Source organism: Sutterella sp. AM11-39 (assembly GCF_003472385.1).
In the GTDB taxonomy this organism is placed as follows: domain Bacteria; phylum Pseudomonadota; class Gammaproteobacteria; order Burkholderiales; family Burkholderiaceae_F; genus Duodenibacillus; species Duodenibacillus intestinigallinarum.
Map to the genome: position 1 here is coordinate 121,052 of NZ_QRLV01000004.1, position 15,096 is coordinate 136,147.

Annotated in this window: 12 protein-coding genes; 5 read left to right on the forward strand and 7 right to left on the reverse strand. The window is 55.8% G+C overall.

The window, feature by feature from the left end; translation table 11 throughout:
* Positions 1–61: 61 nt before the first annotated feature.
* The 5 genes from lpxA to bamA form a co-directional block, all read right to left on the reverse strand.
* Positions 62–856, reverse strand: a complete 795-nt coding sequence (lpxA, locus tag DW133_RS04920; protein ID WP_118275529.1) for an acyl-ACP--UDP-N-acetylglucosamine O-acyltransferase — start codon at positions 854–856, stop codon at positions 62–64.
* Positions 857–1,076: 220 nt separating this feature from the next.
* A complete protein-coding gene (fabZ, locus tag DW133_RS04925; RefSeq protein ID WP_118275530.1) occupies positions 1,077–1,532 on the reverse strand; it encodes a 3-hydroxyacyl-ACP dehydratase FabZ in 456 nt (151 codons plus the stop codon).
* Positions 1,533–1,673: 141 nt separating this feature from the next.
* Positions 1,674–2,747 (reverse strand): UDP-3-O-(3-hydroxymyristoyl)glucosamine N-acyltransferase, encoded by a 1,074-nt coding sequence (gene lpxD, locus DW133_RS04930; RefSeq protein WP_147408876.1) that lies wholly within the window; start codon positions 2,745–2,747, stop codon positions 1,674–1,676.
* A 188-nt stretch (positions 2,748–2,935) separates the two neighbouring features.
* Positions 2,936–3,445, reverse strand: coding sequence for an OmpH family outer membrane protein (locus tag DW133_RS04935; protein ID WP_118275532.1), 510 nt, complete (start codon positions 3,443–3,445; stop codon positions 2,936–2,938).
* A 184-nt stretch (positions 3,446–3,629) separates the two neighbouring features.
* Positions 3,630–5,966: an outer membrane protein assembly factor BamA gene (gene bamA / locus DW133_RS04940; RefSeq protein ID WP_118275533.1), complete on the reverse strand. Its 2,337-nt coding sequence runs from the start codon at positions 5,964–5,966 to the stop codon at positions 3,630–3,632.
* 349 nt (positions 5,967–6,315) lie between these two features.
* On the opposite strand from bamA, the gene DW133_RS04945 reads away from it, so the two are divergent.
* The 5 genes from DW133_RS04945 to DW133_RS04965 all read left to right on the forward strand — a co-directional run bounded on the left by DW133_RS04945 (position 6,316) and on the right by DW133_RS04965 (position 11,995).
* Positions 6,316–7,116: a Crp/Fnr family transcriptional regulator gene (locus DW133_RS04945; protein ID WP_118275534.1), complete on the forward strand. Its 801-nt coding sequence runs from the start codon at positions 6,316–6,318 to the stop codon at positions 7,114–7,116.
* A gap of 311 nt (positions 7,117–7,427) precedes the next feature.
* The gene (locus DW133_RS04950; protein WP_118275535.1) at positions 7,428–8,435 is read left to right on the forward strand and encodes a cytochrome-c peroxidase; all 1,008 of its coding nucleotides are present in this window, start codon (positions 7,428–7,430) and stop codon (positions 8,433–8,435) included.
* 240 nt (positions 8,436–8,675) lie between these two features.
* Positions 8,676–9,020, forward strand: coding sequence for a cytochrome c3 family protein (locus tag DW133_RS04955; protein ID WP_118275634.1), 345 nt, complete (start codon positions 8,676–8,678; stop codon positions 9,018–9,020).
* Positions 9,021–9,078: 58 nt separating this feature from the next.
* Positions 9,079–10,776: an FAD-dependent oxidoreductase gene (locus DW133_RS04960; RefSeq protein WP_118275536.1), complete on the forward strand. Its 1,698-nt coding sequence runs from the start codon at positions 9,079–9,081 to the stop codon at positions 10,774–10,776.
* A 106-nt stretch (positions 10,777–10,882) separates the two neighbouring features.
* The gene (locus DW133_RS04965; RefSeq protein ID WP_158571121.1) at positions 10,883–11,995 is read left to right on the forward strand and encodes a porin; all 1,113 of its coding nucleotides are present in this window, start codon (positions 10,883–10,885) and stop codon (positions 11,993–11,995) included.
* Between the two features lie 98 nt (positions 11,996–12,093).
* On the opposite strand, the gene pepE is transcribed toward DW133_RS04965, so the two are convergent.
* Entirely contained in the window at positions 12,094–12,960 is an 867-nt protein-coding gene (gene pepE, locus DW133_RS04970) for a dipeptidase PepE (protein ID WP_118275538.1), read from the reverse strand.
* Positions 12,961–13,208: 248 nt separating this feature from the next.
* Positions 13,209–15,038 carry a flavocytochrome c gene (locus DW133_RS04975; protein ID WP_158571122.1) on the reverse strand — a complete coding sequence of 610 codons (1,830 nt, stop codon included), beginning with the start codon at positions 15,036–15,038 and terminating at the stop codon, positions 13,209–13,211.
* Between the last annotated feature and the right edge of the window lie 58 nt (positions 15,039–15,096).

Here is a 15,096-nt window from a genome sequence, read left to right on the forward strand (position 1 = left end):
ACAGAAGAAAAAGCCCGCAGGAAACGACCTTCCCAACGGGCTTTTCGGTCTTAAATCTGAATTACGGACGAACGATGCCGCGCGTGTTGTTGGCAACGAAGTCGCGCATCGCGGCAAGAATCGGACGAACTTCTTCGGGAGCGTCGGCAATCAGCGTATCCATCTGTTCAACGGCCTGCGCCACCGTGAGGCCTTCCATGTAAAGAGCCTTATACAGAGCCTTGATGCGGCCGATCGTATCGCTCGAATAGCCGGCGCGGCGCAGCCCCACAAGATTGAGCCCGAAGCTCTTGGCGGGATTGCCCGCGCAGATCACGTACGGCGGCAAATCGTGCGAAAGACCGGAGACACCCCCCGTCATGGAGCGCGTGCCGATGTGAACAAACTGGTGCACACCGGTCTGGCCGCCGATCACGGCAAAGTCGTCGACATGCACGTGTCCTGCCAGGGCCACGTTGTTGGCGATGATCAGATCGTTGCCGAGAACACAGTCATGCGCCACGTGAACGTTGGCCATCAGCAGATTGCGGCTGCCGACGCGCGTAATGCTCTGATCCTGAATCGTGCCGGTCGAAATCGTGCAGTTTTCGCGAACAATGTTGTCGTCGCCGATCTCGAGATAGGTTTCTTCGCCCTTGTACTTCTTGTCCTGCGGTTCGCAACCGACGGCGGCACCTTGGAAGAATCGATTGTTGCGACCGATCGTGGTCAGGCCTTTGACAACCACGTGACTTTCGAGAACGGTACCGGCGCCGATGCGAACGTGCGGCCCCACCATGCAAAACGGACCGACCTCAACATCATCGTCAAGTTCGGCTCGAATATCGATAATGCTGGAATGATGGATTTTGGCCATGACTATCCTTTCGCAGGGCCTCTTGAGCCCATTACTGGCAGCAATAAAAAAGTGTCTCCTCGTGTTTGGGAGATCGCTCGGGGGATGTTTTCCCCCGCCGTATGTTATCGGGCCCGTGAAAATTCTTCACGCGCCTGCGCGAATAATAGCGCACACGGGAATTATCCCATGTGCGCCTTCGAAATGAGTCCGAAAAAAATTCGCGCCGAAACCGATGCAATTACTCAGCCTTACGGCGAGCGCACATCAGTTTGGCCTCGCAGGCCACATGGCCGTCAACAAGTGCGCGGGCCTCGTACCAACCGATACCGGCACGAGCCTTAACGAACTTGCACTCAAAAATAAGCTGGTCGCCGGGCTGAACAACGCGCTTGAAACGAGCCTCGTCAATGCCGGCAAAGAAAAACAGAGCCTTTTCCCGGCGCTCTTCTTCCGTCAGACGAGCGATGCCGAGCACGGCACAGGCCTGAGCCATTGCTTCGATGATGAGCACTCCGGGCATCACGGGGTATTCGGGAAAATGCCCGGTGAACTGCGGTTCGTTTGCCGTCACGTTCTTGAGAACCTTGCACGTTGTGTGATCATCGCTGATCTCCAGCACTCGGTCAATCAGAAGAAATGGAAAACGGTGCGGCAAAATCCGCATGATGTCATGAATGGTTTTCGTGTCAGCCATTGGGGTTATCTCATCTGCCTTCTTCGGGCAGTCCTGGAAAGTTCAATGTGGTCGAATTATCGACAAGCCGAATCGGAGTCTACGCCCGCAGACGGCGGGCGCAAGACGAAAAAATATTAACACCGAGCTTTAAAGAGCGCTTCAACCTTTCGGCTGAAGAGCGGCAAGACGCGTTTCAAGTTCCTTGATCTGCTTGCGCATCTTGGGCAAATTCATCACGAGCACGGCAGCACGTTCGAATTCACGGTGGCCCATGGCCGGGAAGAAGCCAGACATGGCCTTTTCGCCCTTGTGCCAACTCATGAGAGAGGTAGCCGGGCCAACGCTTACGCCATCGGGAATTTCGATGTGACCGTTGATGTTGGCCGCACCACCGATGATGCAGTGGCTGCCGATGTGCGTAGAGCCCGCAACGCCCGTGCAGGCGGCCATCACGGAGCATTCACCCACCTTGCAGTTGTGTCCTAGCTGGATCTGGTTGTCGAGCTTGCTGCCCTTACGAACCAGCGTGTTTTCAAGCGCGCCGCGGTCAATGGTCGTATTGGCGCCGATTTCGACATCGTCTTCGATTGTCACGCCGCCGATCTGCGGAATCTTGACCCAGTGGCCATCGAGCGGAGCAAAGCCAAAGCCGTCGGCACCGATCACGCATCCCGAGTGCAGAATGACGCGATTGCCGATGCGGCAGCCGTGATAAACGGTCGCGTTGGCGTAGATGATCGTGTTGTCACCCACAACCGTGCCTTCACCGATGTAGGCGCCCGGATAAACGCGCGTGTTTTCACCGATCACAGCGCCTGCGGCCACCGTAGCCCCGGCTTCGATCACGGCGCTGGACGCAACCTTGGCGGTCGGATCGACATGAGCGCCCTCGCGAATGCCGCCTGCGGGCATCGGACGACGGGTCATGATCTGCAGCGCGTAGGCAAACCAGGCATAGGGATTTTTGGTGATGACAACGGGACGTCGGGGTCCCTCTTCACCATACATGACCTCGCTGTCGGCCTGAGAAATCACCAGAACCCCCGCCTGCGAAGCTTTGGCTTCATCGCGGTACTTGGACTGAGCCAGGAAGGCAACGGTGTCGGCCGCCGCATGATTGAGCGGCGCAAACGTGCGCACGGTCACATTTTCAGCTCCGCACAGCGGCGTACTCGTCAGTCGTCCTTCGGAGAGCGTTTCAATTTCACGGATCAGTGCATCGATTCGGAACATAGCGTCATTTCCTGAGGCGCCGAAATCCTTGCGCGGCAAGGATCGGCAAAATTCATCTGCAAAAAACCGCGCTTCGACCGGGAAAAGTCGGCGCGGCTTTCTCTTCGCCTGCCCGCAGGACGACCGACGGCACTCGAAAAAACGTATTCGTGCAGCTGTCGATCATTCCCGTCAAGCGCAAGTAGAAATTACTTGGCAGGCTTGTTGAGTTCCTTGATCACCTGTTCGGTGATGTCCACCTTCGGGCTCACCCAGATGGCGTCCTGAATGATCAGGTCGTACTTCTGCTTCTTGGCGATGTCCTGAATGATGCGGTTGGCACGCTGAAGGATGATTTGGCTTTCTTCGTTGGCACGCTGGTTGCGTTCTTCAACGAGAGCGCGCTGACGGCGAGCGATGTCGCGTTCGGTTTCAGCAAGCGACTGACGCTGCTTCAAACGTTCGCTGTCGGTCATCACGGGAGCGTCCTTTTCAAACTTCTGAGCACGAGTGCGGAAGTCGCGAATGTCGCGGTTGAGTTCGTCTTCGCGCTTCTTGAAGTAGGTCTTGAGCTTTTCCTGAGCAGCAACAGCCGGAGCGGATTCGGCAAGAATGCGAGCCGGAGAAACCAGGCCGATCTTGAAGTCAGCAGCGACAGCAGAGGCCGAACCGCACATCACAGCAGCAACGGCAGCAGCCGTCAGAATCTTCTTAAACATCTGTTAGCTTCCTTTCGAGTCTGAAAGTCTTTTCGGAAAACGTCCTGCTCGCATCTTAGGAGCTTTTACGTCGTTTTGCCGATGAAAAGAGTTACACGGCGTATCCGCCGAATTCCGGAGTCGACCGAATGCCGGTCAAACCATGCATTCGGCCAAACGATTTTTTAATTTTATACCTCGGCGCTTAGAAGCCCGTACCGATCTGGAACTGGAAGCGCTGAACTTCGTCACTATCCTTCTTGTTGAGCGGGAAGGCCAGAGAGAACTTCAACGGGCCCAAGGGCGAAATCCAAGCCACACCGAAACCGACGGAGTAGCGTAGTTCGCTGAAGTCCATGTCCTGGCGAGCGTATGAGTGCTCACCAACACGCTCGTAGCCCCAGACCGTACCGGCATCAAAGAAGAAAAGACCGCGAAGCGTACGATCAGCGCCAGGCAGAGGCGTCAGCAATTCGGCCGAGAAGATCAACTGACGGTCACCGCCGAGACGGTCATCGTTGCTATCGCGCGGACCGATGGACGACGTTTCAAAGCCGCGCACCGAACCGATACCGCCGGCGTAGAAGTTCTTGAAGAACGGGAACATCTTGTCGCCGTATGTGTCACCGTAGCCAACCTGGAAGTTCATGCCGAGCGTCCAAGCCTTGGAGAGCGGGAAGTATTGCGTCAGCTGATAGGTGGCACGGTAGTATCGCTGATCCCAGACAGGCAGAGCAAATTCAGCAGACAAGCGCTGATAACGGCCGCGGGTCGGTGCCAGCACATTGTCTCGCGAATCACGAGACCAACCCAGGGTCAAAAGCGCGGCCTTCGGCTTGTCGCCATATTCATCAACATAGCTCCAATAACGTTCCGGCGAATTGTTGTCACTATCACTGGCATGCTCACGACTGCCGCGAAGGTCAACTTGCGTTTGTTCCAATCGAGCACCCAGGAAAACTCGATCCAATTCCGTCACCGGGATACCAAAACTCATACCGGCACCGATCGTTTCGTAAGCCACGTTCGAAACGTCGAGCTCGTCCAGGTCTACGCGGCGGTCGTACAAGTCAATGTGGCGGCTGATGCCTTCCGGCGTGATATACGGTTCGCCCAAGCTCACGGCGTATGTACGCATACTCTTGGACGTGTTGACTTCAACACTGAAGGACTTGCCCGAACCGAACACGTTATCCTGCGCGAAGCCTGCCGACAAGATCACACCGTCGGACGTGGAGTAACCGGCACCGAGCGAGATGGAACCCGTCGGACGTTCCTTCACGTTGATTTCGAGGTCAACCTGGTCACGCGTGCCTTCCACAGGCTTGGGTTCGGCAGTCACCGAATCAAAGTAACCCAAGCGGTCGATACGATCGCGTGAGACCTTCACCTTTTCACTGTCAAACCAGGCGGATTCGTACTGGCGCACTTCACGACGGATCACGTCGTCGCGAGTACGGGTGTTGCCGGTGATATTGACGTGGCGAACATAGGCGCGGCGCCCCGGGTCAACCGTGAGCACGATGTTGACTGCGTCCTTGCCTTCGATAGGCACGGGATTGGGCGTCACGGTCGCAAAGGCGTAGCCAAGAGCCGAGAACTTATCCACAATCGTCTTCGTCATCTCGTTGATGCGTTCGGCGTTGTAGATTTCGCCCGGTTCAAACACGACCAAAGGTTTGACCTCGTCGTCAAGACCCAGCATGTCACCGCCCAACGTGATGTTGTCGACGGTGTATTGCTTGCCTTCGGTCACGTTGATCGTGATGAAGATGTCGGACTTATTGGGAGCCACGGAAACCTGGACGCTGTCGACTTTGAAGTCGAGGTAGCCCTGATTCTGGTAGAAGCTGCGCAGCGTTTCCAAGTCAGCCGCGAGTTTTTCACGCGAGTAGAGATCGCGCTTAGTGTAGAAACTGGACCACTTGTGTTCGGCAAGCTGCATCTGATCGGCCAATTCATCCGAATCAAACACCGTATTGCCCACGAAACGGATCTGCTTGATGGACGAGGCAGCGCCTTCGTCAACGTTGATCGTGATGCGGACGCGGTTGCGTTCCAGCGGCGTAGCCGAGGTCTTGATATCAACGCCGTAGTAGCCCTGCGAGAGGTATTGACGGCGCAATTCCTGGTCGGCACGTTCCAAAATCGAGTGGTCGAAAATTCGGCCTTCAGCAAGACCGACGTCACGCAGACTCTTTTCCACACCGTCCTTATCGAAAGCCTTGATGCCGTTCGTTTCAATGGCTGCAACGGCAGGACGTTCGACCACGTTCACAACCAGCACCGTACCGTCGACCGACAAATCGATGTCACGGAACAAGCCGGAGGAATAGAGCTGATGGATGGCTTCCGCACCGCGCTCGGGATTGTATTCGTCGCCTACGCGAAACGGCAGATGCGAAAAGACCGTACCGGGCTCGGTACGCTGGATGCCTTCGACGCGAATGTCGGAAATTGTGAAAACCTGTGCGGATGCAGCCGCGGCCAAAAGAGCCGAAACCGCCCCTGCCAGGGCTGTTTTGATGAACGTACCCGTCATGAGTTAAGAATGAATCTGTGTTGTCAGTGCATGCACAAAACCGCCCTCGGTCGAACGCCATGCCAACCGAAGACGGAATCGCAGAAACAAAATGTCGCGTAAGTTTACCGCGAGTAAGCTACTTTTATGGGGTCATTTTTCGACGAGTTGTATCTTTGGGCTCAAAATCGGTGTAAATCCGCACTCTCAATCCGCTTCGGCAGTCGTCAAAAATCTTTCTCTCCGTCTTTCTTTGTCCTAATATCTGTGGGAAATAAACCTCAGCTCCGTTGTCATTGCGTTTGCAGTCAAAGCCACACCCCATAGGCCGGATTGAGTTGTATCCAGCCACAGAACAATGAGGTAGCCTATGCGACAGGTTTTTCTCGGCTCGCCGTGGATTCACGCGCCGGCCGATCCGGATATTGTGCGCCTATTCAATACTTGCGGTCGATGGGCAAAGCTTCCTGCCGGCGGCTGCATCTTCAACGGCGGCGACCGAGGAGAAATCGCCCTGGTACTCTCCGGTCTCGGTGCCTTTTCCTTCCAAGACAGACACGGTCGCAACCACATCTTCACGCTGATTCTTCCCGGAAGACTGATGGGCGACGTCGACGGTTTATCCGGCAGTACGGTCAATGTCACGGACGCCGCGCTACGGGAAACCGAAGTTCGCCTGCTCTCGCGCGACCTCTTCCTGCAGTTCCTTTCCGAAAATCCTTCCATCCAAAGAAAGCATGCCGTCGGCATCATCGCTGATCACGAGTCCGACATGGAAGGCATGATCGCCAATTTCACACTCTCGGCACCCGACCGCATCATCACGCTTTTTGCAAGCCTCATCCACAACCTGCGGCCCGAACCCGATTCCGAAGGTTTCTATCCGTTGGAGAATTCGCTAACCACCATCGAGATCTCCCAGATTGTCTCGGTGGCCCGTCCGACGGTTTCGGCCATTCTCAACCAATGGCTTGCCGAAGGCCTCCTCAAGAAAGTCGACAAGCATCTGTGCGTTTCACATGCGCTCTTCGCTGCATTGCAGGACTGGACATATCGCGGAGCCACACCCGCAGCCAAGATCCGCAAGCGTCGTCACCGCCGTGTTATGAGTGCCGTCAAGCGGCGCGCATCAAGTTCCCAGTCGGCTTCAGAAGCAAACGGCGGAAGCTAATTGTTGGGACGTTTTTTTGACCTCATTAAATCTACCCCCGACAAAAATCCAATCACTCTGTCGGGGATGATTTTTGCGTAATTTCCCGCTTGATCAGCGCTTTCGACTAAGAATTAAAATGCTTTAATTTCAATAAGTTAGCTGTTTGCTCTCGCCAACAGATTGATTCCCGAATCCACCCATAGGCCACCCCTATTAACCGGTTAGAAAATAAGTATTGGACTCTCTCCCAGGCTCTTCCCTACGATGCTTGCAAGCTGTTTGCGACACCTTCTCTACTGCAAGCAGCCTTCTCAAAACAGGAGAGACTGATGAAAAAACTTGCTCTTAGCTGCGCCATCGCCGGCGCCATGATGTCGCTGTGCGCCTCCGTTCAGGCCGCCGAACCCATTGATCCGATTGAACCGGTCGAAGTCAAAAATCCGGCTCTGGTCGAGCTCGGCAAAATGCTCTTCTTCGAACCGCGTCTGTCCCGGTCCGGCTTTATTTCGTGCAACAGCTGCCACAACCTTGCCACTGGCGGTGTGGACAATCTGCAGACTTCCATTGGCGACCGCTGGGCGCAGGGCCCGATCAATTCCCCGACCGTCCTGAACTCATTCGGACAAGTGGCTCAGTTCTGGGACGGCCGTGCCAAGACACTCGCCGAACAGGCCGCCGGCCCCATCGCCAACCCTCTTGAAATGGCCTCCACCCACGAAATGGCGGTGAAAGTGATCGCGTCAATTCCCGGCTACGCTCCTTACTTCAAGAAGGCTTTCGGCGACGCTGAAGTCAACATCAAGCGCATCACCGAAGCCATGGCTGAGTTTGAACGCACCCTTGTCACCCCGAACGCTCGCTTTGACAAGTGGCTCAAGGGCGACAAAAACGCCATCACCCAGCAGGAATTGAACGGCTATAAGATCTTTAAGGAATCCGGCTGCACGATCTGCCACAACGGCGCTCAGCTGGGCGGTCAATCCTTCCAGAAGATGGGCGTCGTGCGTCCCTATAAGACTACGAACACCTCCGAAGGCGTCAAGGCCATTTCCGGCCGCGACCAGGACCGCATGACCTTCAAGGTTCCGATGCTGCGCAACATCGAACTCACCTACCCGTACTTCCACGACGGTGCCGTCTGGTCGCTTGAAGAATCCGTCTCGATCATGGGCGATCTTCAGCTGGGCAAACGCTACACCAAGCAGGAAATCGACGACATCACTGCGTTCCTGAAGACGCTCACGGGGGATCAGCCCAAGGTTGAATATCCTGTGTTGCCTCCGTCCGGACCCAACACTCCCAAGTTTGATCCCTGGGCCAAGGCTCAGACCAAGTAATTCGACATACTGCTTTTCCTATTCCAGTTAAGCATTTCGACGGGCTGAGGACATACTTCTTCGGCCCGTTTTGCATCCGTCAAAAGTGTTAGCGAGATGACACTTTTGAGCGCCTCAAATTTCTTTTCCACTAAAAGTGTCAGCCAGCTGACAGAGCCGTTTTGCGCTCCTTTTATCGTGAACTTTGAGCACGGAATTCATTTAAAAACAGTGCGAAACACGATTTGGGAGATCACTTCGATGCGGTTCAGTCAGGTCCTGGTTTCTGTGGTTTGTTCCTCTTTGCTGGTGTTCTCGGCTTCGATCAGCGCAGCCGTTGCGGACGGTCACGCCAAACGCGGCGTTGCCTGCACATCCTGCCATATTGAAGGTCAGCCTTCGGCAACAAACGTCACCGAACAATCCTGCATCAACTGCCACACCGAAACTCCCAAAGGTAAGCCCATCACCATGGACGGCCATAAAGTTCCCAATGTGCACGCCGGTCATTTCGACACCTATGAATGCCTGCAGTGCCACAAGGGACACAAGCCGAGCGTTTCCGCCTGTTCCGAATGCCATAAGACCAAGCTGTCCGTTCCTTAAAACAATCGAACAGCGCGTCACCAAATTGTTGTTCTCATAAACAAAGGAGAGAATGAATATGTCGAACGACCATGTTGCTCTGTCTCGTCGCGGCTTTTTGAAGGGTACGCTCGCCACCGCCGGAGTGGCGCTTGCCGGTGCTTCGCACGCCGGTGACATTCCTGCCGAATGGGCCAAGCCGAAATGCTCGAACTGGTCCTGGGAAAAGCCGATGGAAAAGATTCCGGCCGACCAGATCAAGAAAACCGTTGACACGGACGTTGTCGTGATCGGTGCCGGTTTGACCGGTTTCTCCGCCGCCTTGTCTGCCGCCGAAGAAGGTGCCAAGGTTGTCGTCGTCGAAAAGACCCGCAGCTGGTCGGCTCGTGGCGGTCACATCACCGCTTTCGGCAGCAAAGTGCAGAAGTCCATGAAGGTCAATGTCGACGCAGCCGAAATTGTTCGTCGTCTGATCGCTTGGGGCCAGGGCCGCATGGACGAACGTCTGCTTTGGATGTTTGCCAAGAAGTGCGGTGCCTGCATGGATTGGGCCGTTGATCTTGCCGCAAAGAACGACGTTAAGGTGACGCTCTGGGAAGGCTATTACAAAGGCCCGACCTACACCGAATTCCCGGTTACGCACTTCTTCTACAACAAGGATGTGTCGCTTGACTACACGTACGGTAATTCGACTGGCATCGGCAACGTCGTCCTGATGCCGTGCTTTGAAAAGGAACTCAAGGCCAAAGGCGTCAACATCATGTATCGCACGCCTGCTGTACAGCTTATCCGCGAAAAGAACAACGGACGCGTTACCGGCCTCATCGTCGGCCGCCGCGGCAACTACACTCGCATCAATGCCAAGAAGGGCGTCATCATCGCCACCGGCTGCTATGCGTCGAACATGGAAATGCGCAAGTGCTATTCGCCCTACTCGCTGCGCGTAGATGCTCAGATCTACTATCCCACGAAGTCCAACACGGGCGACGGCCATATCATGGCCATGCAGATCGGCGGTGTCATGCAGAAGAACGACAACCACGCCGCAACGGTTCACCTCGAAGCCGGTGCCGCGAGCTACGGCTTCCTGCATGTCAACGGTCAGGGCAACCGCTTCATGAATGAAGACGTCAACACCCAGTCCAAGTCCTGCAGTAAGGAACTTCAGGATCACGGTATCGCCTGGTCGGTCTATGACTCCGAATGGCTCGGTCAAGTTAAGAAGCAGGTCGACGGCAACATGGGCGGCGGCTTGTTCTACGGCCAGATGTGGCAACCCTGGGGCGCCGGCTGGAACGTGGACGTCGAAAAGGCCACGCAGGCTCAGCACATCAAGGACGGCAAGGTTGTTGTCGCCAATACGCTCGATGAACTTGCCAAGAAGATGGGAGTTCCGGCCGACAACCTGAAGCGCACCGTTGCACGCTACAACGAACTCGTCAAGAAGGGCCGCGACGAAGACTTCGGTAAGCGTACCGAATTGCTCACCCCGATCGTGAAGCCGCCCTTCTATGCAGGCAAGCTTGCCAGCTCTCTGCTTGCTATGAGCGGTGGTCTTCATACGGATCCGTCACTTCATGTCCTCGATGCCCAGCATCGTCCGATTGAAGGCTTGTGGGTGGCCGGTGCTGCCGCAGGCGACTACTTCGGCTCCGGTGACTACCCGACCATTTGCCCGGGCATGAACCACGGACGCTGCCTGACCTTCGGTCGTCTGGCCGGCATCATGGCCGCCGGCGGCGACATCGACAAGAAGGTTAAGAGCATCGCCATCTAACGTTTCCTCTCTCCACATACTTCCTTAGCCCCGGAAGTCCGCCCGAAAGGGCGGCCTTCTTCGTCGGGGTTGTATGTCCAACAACTCTTCAAAAAGGAGAGAATCCATGCGCATGAATCAAACCGCTCTGTTTGCTTCCTTGCTGTTGGGTGCTTCCGGCTGCGTTCTTGCAGGCCCGGTTACCGTATACGGTACGGTCGACACCGGCATGGAGGTCTACTACAACGGAGACAAAACCAACGTCCGTGTTTCGAGCGGCCTTCGAGAAGGCTCTAACTTCGGCTTCATGGGCAGCGAACTGCTCGGCAACGGCACCGAAGTCTTCTACAAGCTCGAAAGCACGATCTTCGTCGACACCGGCTCCATGGCCGCCGACAACCGACTCTTTGACCGTGAAGCTCTGGTCGGCATCCGCGGCAATTACGGCTCGCTTTCTCTCGGCCGTCAGTACACGCCGCACTTCCTGACCATGGCCATGATCGACCCGGCCGGTCTCACCATGTCGAGTGCCGCCAACTACTTCGCCTGCCCTCAGTTTGAAGGCACGATCAACGGTTACACGGCCGACGAAACGACGCGCTTTAGCAATTCGATCAGTTACGACTCGCCTTCCTTCGGCGGCCTGACGATTCAACTTTACGCTGCTTTGGGCGAACAGACGAGTGCCAACTCCAATTCGCCGACGCGCGGCAACGTCTACAACATCGGTTTCCGCTATCAGTCCGGTCCGTTGTCCGTCATGGCAAGCTACCTGCACCAGAACACGGCGATCTCCGGTTACGCCGACTGGGACAGCTACTGGGCCTTCGGTGCGGCATACGACTTTGAGGTGATCAAACCTTCGATCCTGTACGTGCACCGTGAAGGTTCCGATGAAGCCGTCGGCTCCAACCTTGGTGGCACAAACACAGCCAAGAGTCCCGATCTGGACATGGTGCAGTTGGGTGCAAGCGCTCCGATCGGTCCCGGCAAGTTCATCGCCACCGTTGGTTACCTGAAGAACCACTCGGCTGAAGACGGTGACGCCTGGGCTTGGGGTGTTCGTTACGACTACCCGATGAGCAAAAAGCTCACGCTCTACACTGGTCTGACCGGCATCCAGAACGACGACGATGCACAGTACAGCATCGGCGGCGGCGGATCCTCCTCTCCGGGCGAACCCGTGGCCTTCGGCGACGACCCGATGGTCTACTACGCCGGCATGACCTATCACTTCTAATTCCAAAAACAAATCGGGCGGCAAACTTCGCAAAAAGTTTGTCGCCCATTTTCTGACCGTCAGTTCAAAGAACGACGGTCATTTCACTTTCTCGTTAATCAGAGCTTGCCGCCCGGAACGATCTTACGCAGATCGAACTTCGTGCCCAGCGGGATGCGTTCAAGCTTCATACCCTTTTCGGACTGGCGGAACCAGTAGAGAGCTTCGCTGTCCTTCGGGCCAATTACTTCGCAGTCGTATTCACCGGTCACAAACAAAGCCGTGCCTTCGGGCAGACCGATCACTTCTTCGTCCTTGTTGTACCACAAGAACTCTTCCAGACGGTCTTCACGGGTTTCGTTGTTAAGGCCCTGCGTGCCGCCCGAAATGAAGTGCGGATTGGTTTGGAACGGAATAAAGCCGAAAGTGTTGAAGGACGGGGGCTCTGCGATCGGCATGTCGTTAGTGGTGCGCAGCGTCGGGCAAGCGACGTTGCCGCCTGCGGACCAGCCGCAGTATGGAACACCAGCGTTGACACGTTCGCGAATCAGATCGATGATACCCGCTTCGTACATGCGCGTCACCAACGCCCAAGTGTTACCGCCGCCAACGGCGATTGCCTTGGCTTCTCGAACAGCCTTCTGCGGATCTTTGAAGCGATGGATGCTCACGATCTTGTGGCCGTAAGGCTTGAAGGCATCCTGAACCTGCTTTTCATAGGCATCGTATGTGCCCGCCACCTTGGCGTACGGGATGAAGAGAATTTCGTACTTTTCCTTGCCAAACAGTTTTTCGTACTGATCACCCGCAAAGTCCAGATAACCGGAATTGTGGTAGCGGGAGCTTGATTGGATGAGTACGCGGCGCTTCGGACTGACTTTCATCGGCTTCAGCGGTGTTTTTTGCTTGGCCTGAGCCATCGGAGCTGCTACTGCGGCAGCGCCCAGAATCGTTGCGGAAATCAGATTGCGACGAGTTAGAGCCATTCCTTCTCTCCTAATTTTGTGTTGATCATCGATCAACTAGGTGATTTTGACTAGGAGGTTATACCTAACTTCCTCGTGGAAAGGTATGGAGAAATGTCGCAAAAGAAGACCGATTTGCGTTAGCTCAGTGAGCTTTACACATTTGCTCATTGGAGCAAAAAACCGGAAGCCTGCCAGAGTGGACCTGCTCCCGGTTTTTTGAAGTCACCGCTTGACTTGTCATACGGCAAGCGGCTTGTCAGTCAGCATTACTTCCCGACGGCTGCAGCCGCCTCCTGAGCCGCGATGCGCCCGAAGACGATGTTGCCGGCCACGGCATTGCCGCCATAGCGGTCATCACCGTGCCATTCGCCGACGACTTCACCGGCAGCAAGCAGGCCCGGAATCTTCTTGCCGTTGTTGTCGAGCACATGCGTGCGAGCGTCAGTGCGCAAGCCGCCCAACGTACCGCCGATAGCAGGCACCACGTCGATCGCGTAGATCTTGCCCTGGTTGAGCGGTTCGGGCAGTTCCTTACGTCCGAAGTCGGCGTCGTTCTTAGCCTTTACGAAACCTGCGTAACGCTTCATGGTCTTCGCAAATTCCTCTGCCGGCAATCCCAGTTTCTTGGCAAGCGCTTCAGGCGTATCACCTTCAGTCACGACACCGAGACGCACGTAGCCCTGATGCACCTTCGGACGCTTGGCCACCACCGCATCGTCGTAGATCAGCCATACCTTCTGAGCGGGCTGCTTCAACATTGCTGCGCCCAGTTCGTTGCGCGGCGCATTGTCGTTGTAGAAGCGCTGGCCCTTGTTGTTCACAAGGATGCCGCCGTTGGTGCGCATCGCGAGCGTGATCATCAGACTCGTGCCGGATGCAATGTTCGGATGTACCTGAACGCGTTCGAGATGCGTCACCTTTGCGCCCACGTCCTGCCCCAGGTAAATGCCGTCGCCGTGAGAACCGGGCTGAGCCGAAGTCACCATGCCGAAGAATTCCGGATGGTACTTGCTCACGAGCTTACCGTTGTTGGCGTAGCTACCCGTTGCCAAAAGCACGGTCGGAGCGCTGATGCGGTACAGGCCGGTGTTCTTACCCTTGACGAGCACACCTGTCACGGCACCGTTCTTGTCGCGTTCCAGACGAACCACTTGCGAGTTGACGCGAACATCGGCTCCGGACTTTTCCAGTGCGGGCTTCATTTCCTTGATCATGTAGCGACCGATGCCGCCCGATTTGGTGTAGTGCATACGCGGAGCCTGGCAGCCACCGTAGACGCCCGGGTCAAGGTCGAGCTTGCCGCCCAGTGCTTCGAACCATTCAAGAGCCGAGTTGCTCTGTTCGGTCAACACGTTGACGAGAACCTTGTCGTTCGTGCCTTTGCCGACCTTCAATGTATCCTGGGTGAACATTTCGGGCGTGTCGTTGATGCCGGCGGCCTTCTGCTGCTTGGAACCGGCAACGTTCATGCCGCCTGTGGACAGCAAGGAACTGCCGCCGATGATCGGCATCTTTTCCAGAACGATGGTCTTCAAGCCTTTGCGAGAAGCTTCAATGGCCGCCGCAATACCGGCGCCGCCCGCACCGACTACCACAAAGTCAGCCTTTTCCGTGCGATTCGGCATCGCATCGCGATAGATTGACAAATCCACCGGCGTGTATGCAATCTTTTGACGGCCGAATTTCATCGGCATGTCGAAAATGTGGCAGTTGTTGCAATAGGCAAACGAGGCTTCGTGTCCGCCGTGGCAGGTTGTGCAGGAATCAATGGACAAATGCCCGGCGTGAGCGCTGATCTTCTGACCGGCGGCCATGTCCTTCTTGCCGAGGCTTTCGTAGGAACCGTGGCAGGTGGCACACTTTTTGTCGATTTCCGACTGGCTGTCCGTCACCTTGTCATTGGGATGGCAAGTTGAGCAGTCGGCCACCTTCTTTTTCATGTGGTAGCCGGCCAGATAGTCAGCCTTGGCGCCTTGTGAGTAGATTGTCTTTGCCGAAGCGACGTCCATGCCGTCGGCCGCCTGTGCGGTACCGGCAAGCAGCATCATGGCCGAAGCCGCTGCAAGAGCCGTCCGCAGCATTCTGATTGGGGTCATAGTCATCTCTCCTCTGGGGCTTTAATTTCTTATCCCAAGGTTAAGAGTTTAGACTTCC

What these genes read in the sequence shown, in the direction of transcription:
- bamA (WP_118275533.1), bottom strand. Translation starts at nt 5,966, where the DNA reads ATGACGGGTACGTTCATCAAAACAGCCCTGGCAGGGGCGGTTTCGGCT.
- DW133_RS04965 (WP_158571121.1), top strand. Translation starts at nt 10,883, where the DNA reads ATGCGCATGAATCAAACCGCTCTGTTTGCTTCCTTGCTGTTGGGTGCT.
- lpxA (WP_118275529.1), bottom strand. Translation starts at nt 856, where the DNA reads ATGGCCAAAATCCATCATTCCAGCATTATCGATATTCGAGCCGAACTT.
- DW133_RS04935 (WP_118275532.1), bottom strand. Translation starts at nt 3,445, where the DNA reads ATGTTTAAGAAGATTCTGACGGCTGCTGCCGTTGCTGCTGTGATGTGC.
- lpxD (WP_147408876.1), bottom strand. Translation starts at nt 2,747, where the DNA reads ATGTTCCGAATCGATGCACTGATCCGTGAAATTGAAACGCTCTCCGAA.
- fabZ (WP_118275530.1), bottom strand. Translation starts at nt 1,532, where the DNA reads ATGGCTGACACGAAAACCATTCATGACATCATGCGGATTTTGCCGCAC.
- DW133_RS04975 (WP_158571122.1), bottom strand. Translation starts at nt 15,038, where the DNA reads ATGACCCCAATCAGAATGCTGCGGACGGCTCTTGCAGCGGCTTCGGCC.
- DW133_RS04945 (WP_118275534.1), top strand. Translation starts at nt 6,316, where the DNA reads ATGCGACAGGTTTTTCTCGGCTCGCCGTGGATTCACGCGCCGGCCGAT.
- DW133_RS04960 (WP_118275536.1), top strand. Translation starts at nt 9,079, where the DNA reads ATGTCGAACGACCATGTTGCTCTGTCTCGTCGCGGCTTTTTGAAGGGT.
- DW133_RS04950 (WP_118275535.1), top strand. Translation starts at nt 7,428, where the DNA reads ATGAAAAAACTTGCTCTTAGCTGCGCCATCGCCGGCGCCATGATGTCG.
- pepE (WP_118275538.1), bottom strand. Translation starts at nt 12,960, where the DNA reads ATGGCTCTAACTCGTCGCAATCTGATTTCCGCAACGATTCTGGGCGCT.
- DW133_RS04955 (WP_118275634.1), top strand. Translation starts at nt 8,676, where the DNA reads ATGCGGTTCAGTCAGGTCCTGGTTTCTGTGGTTTGTTCCTCTTTGCTG.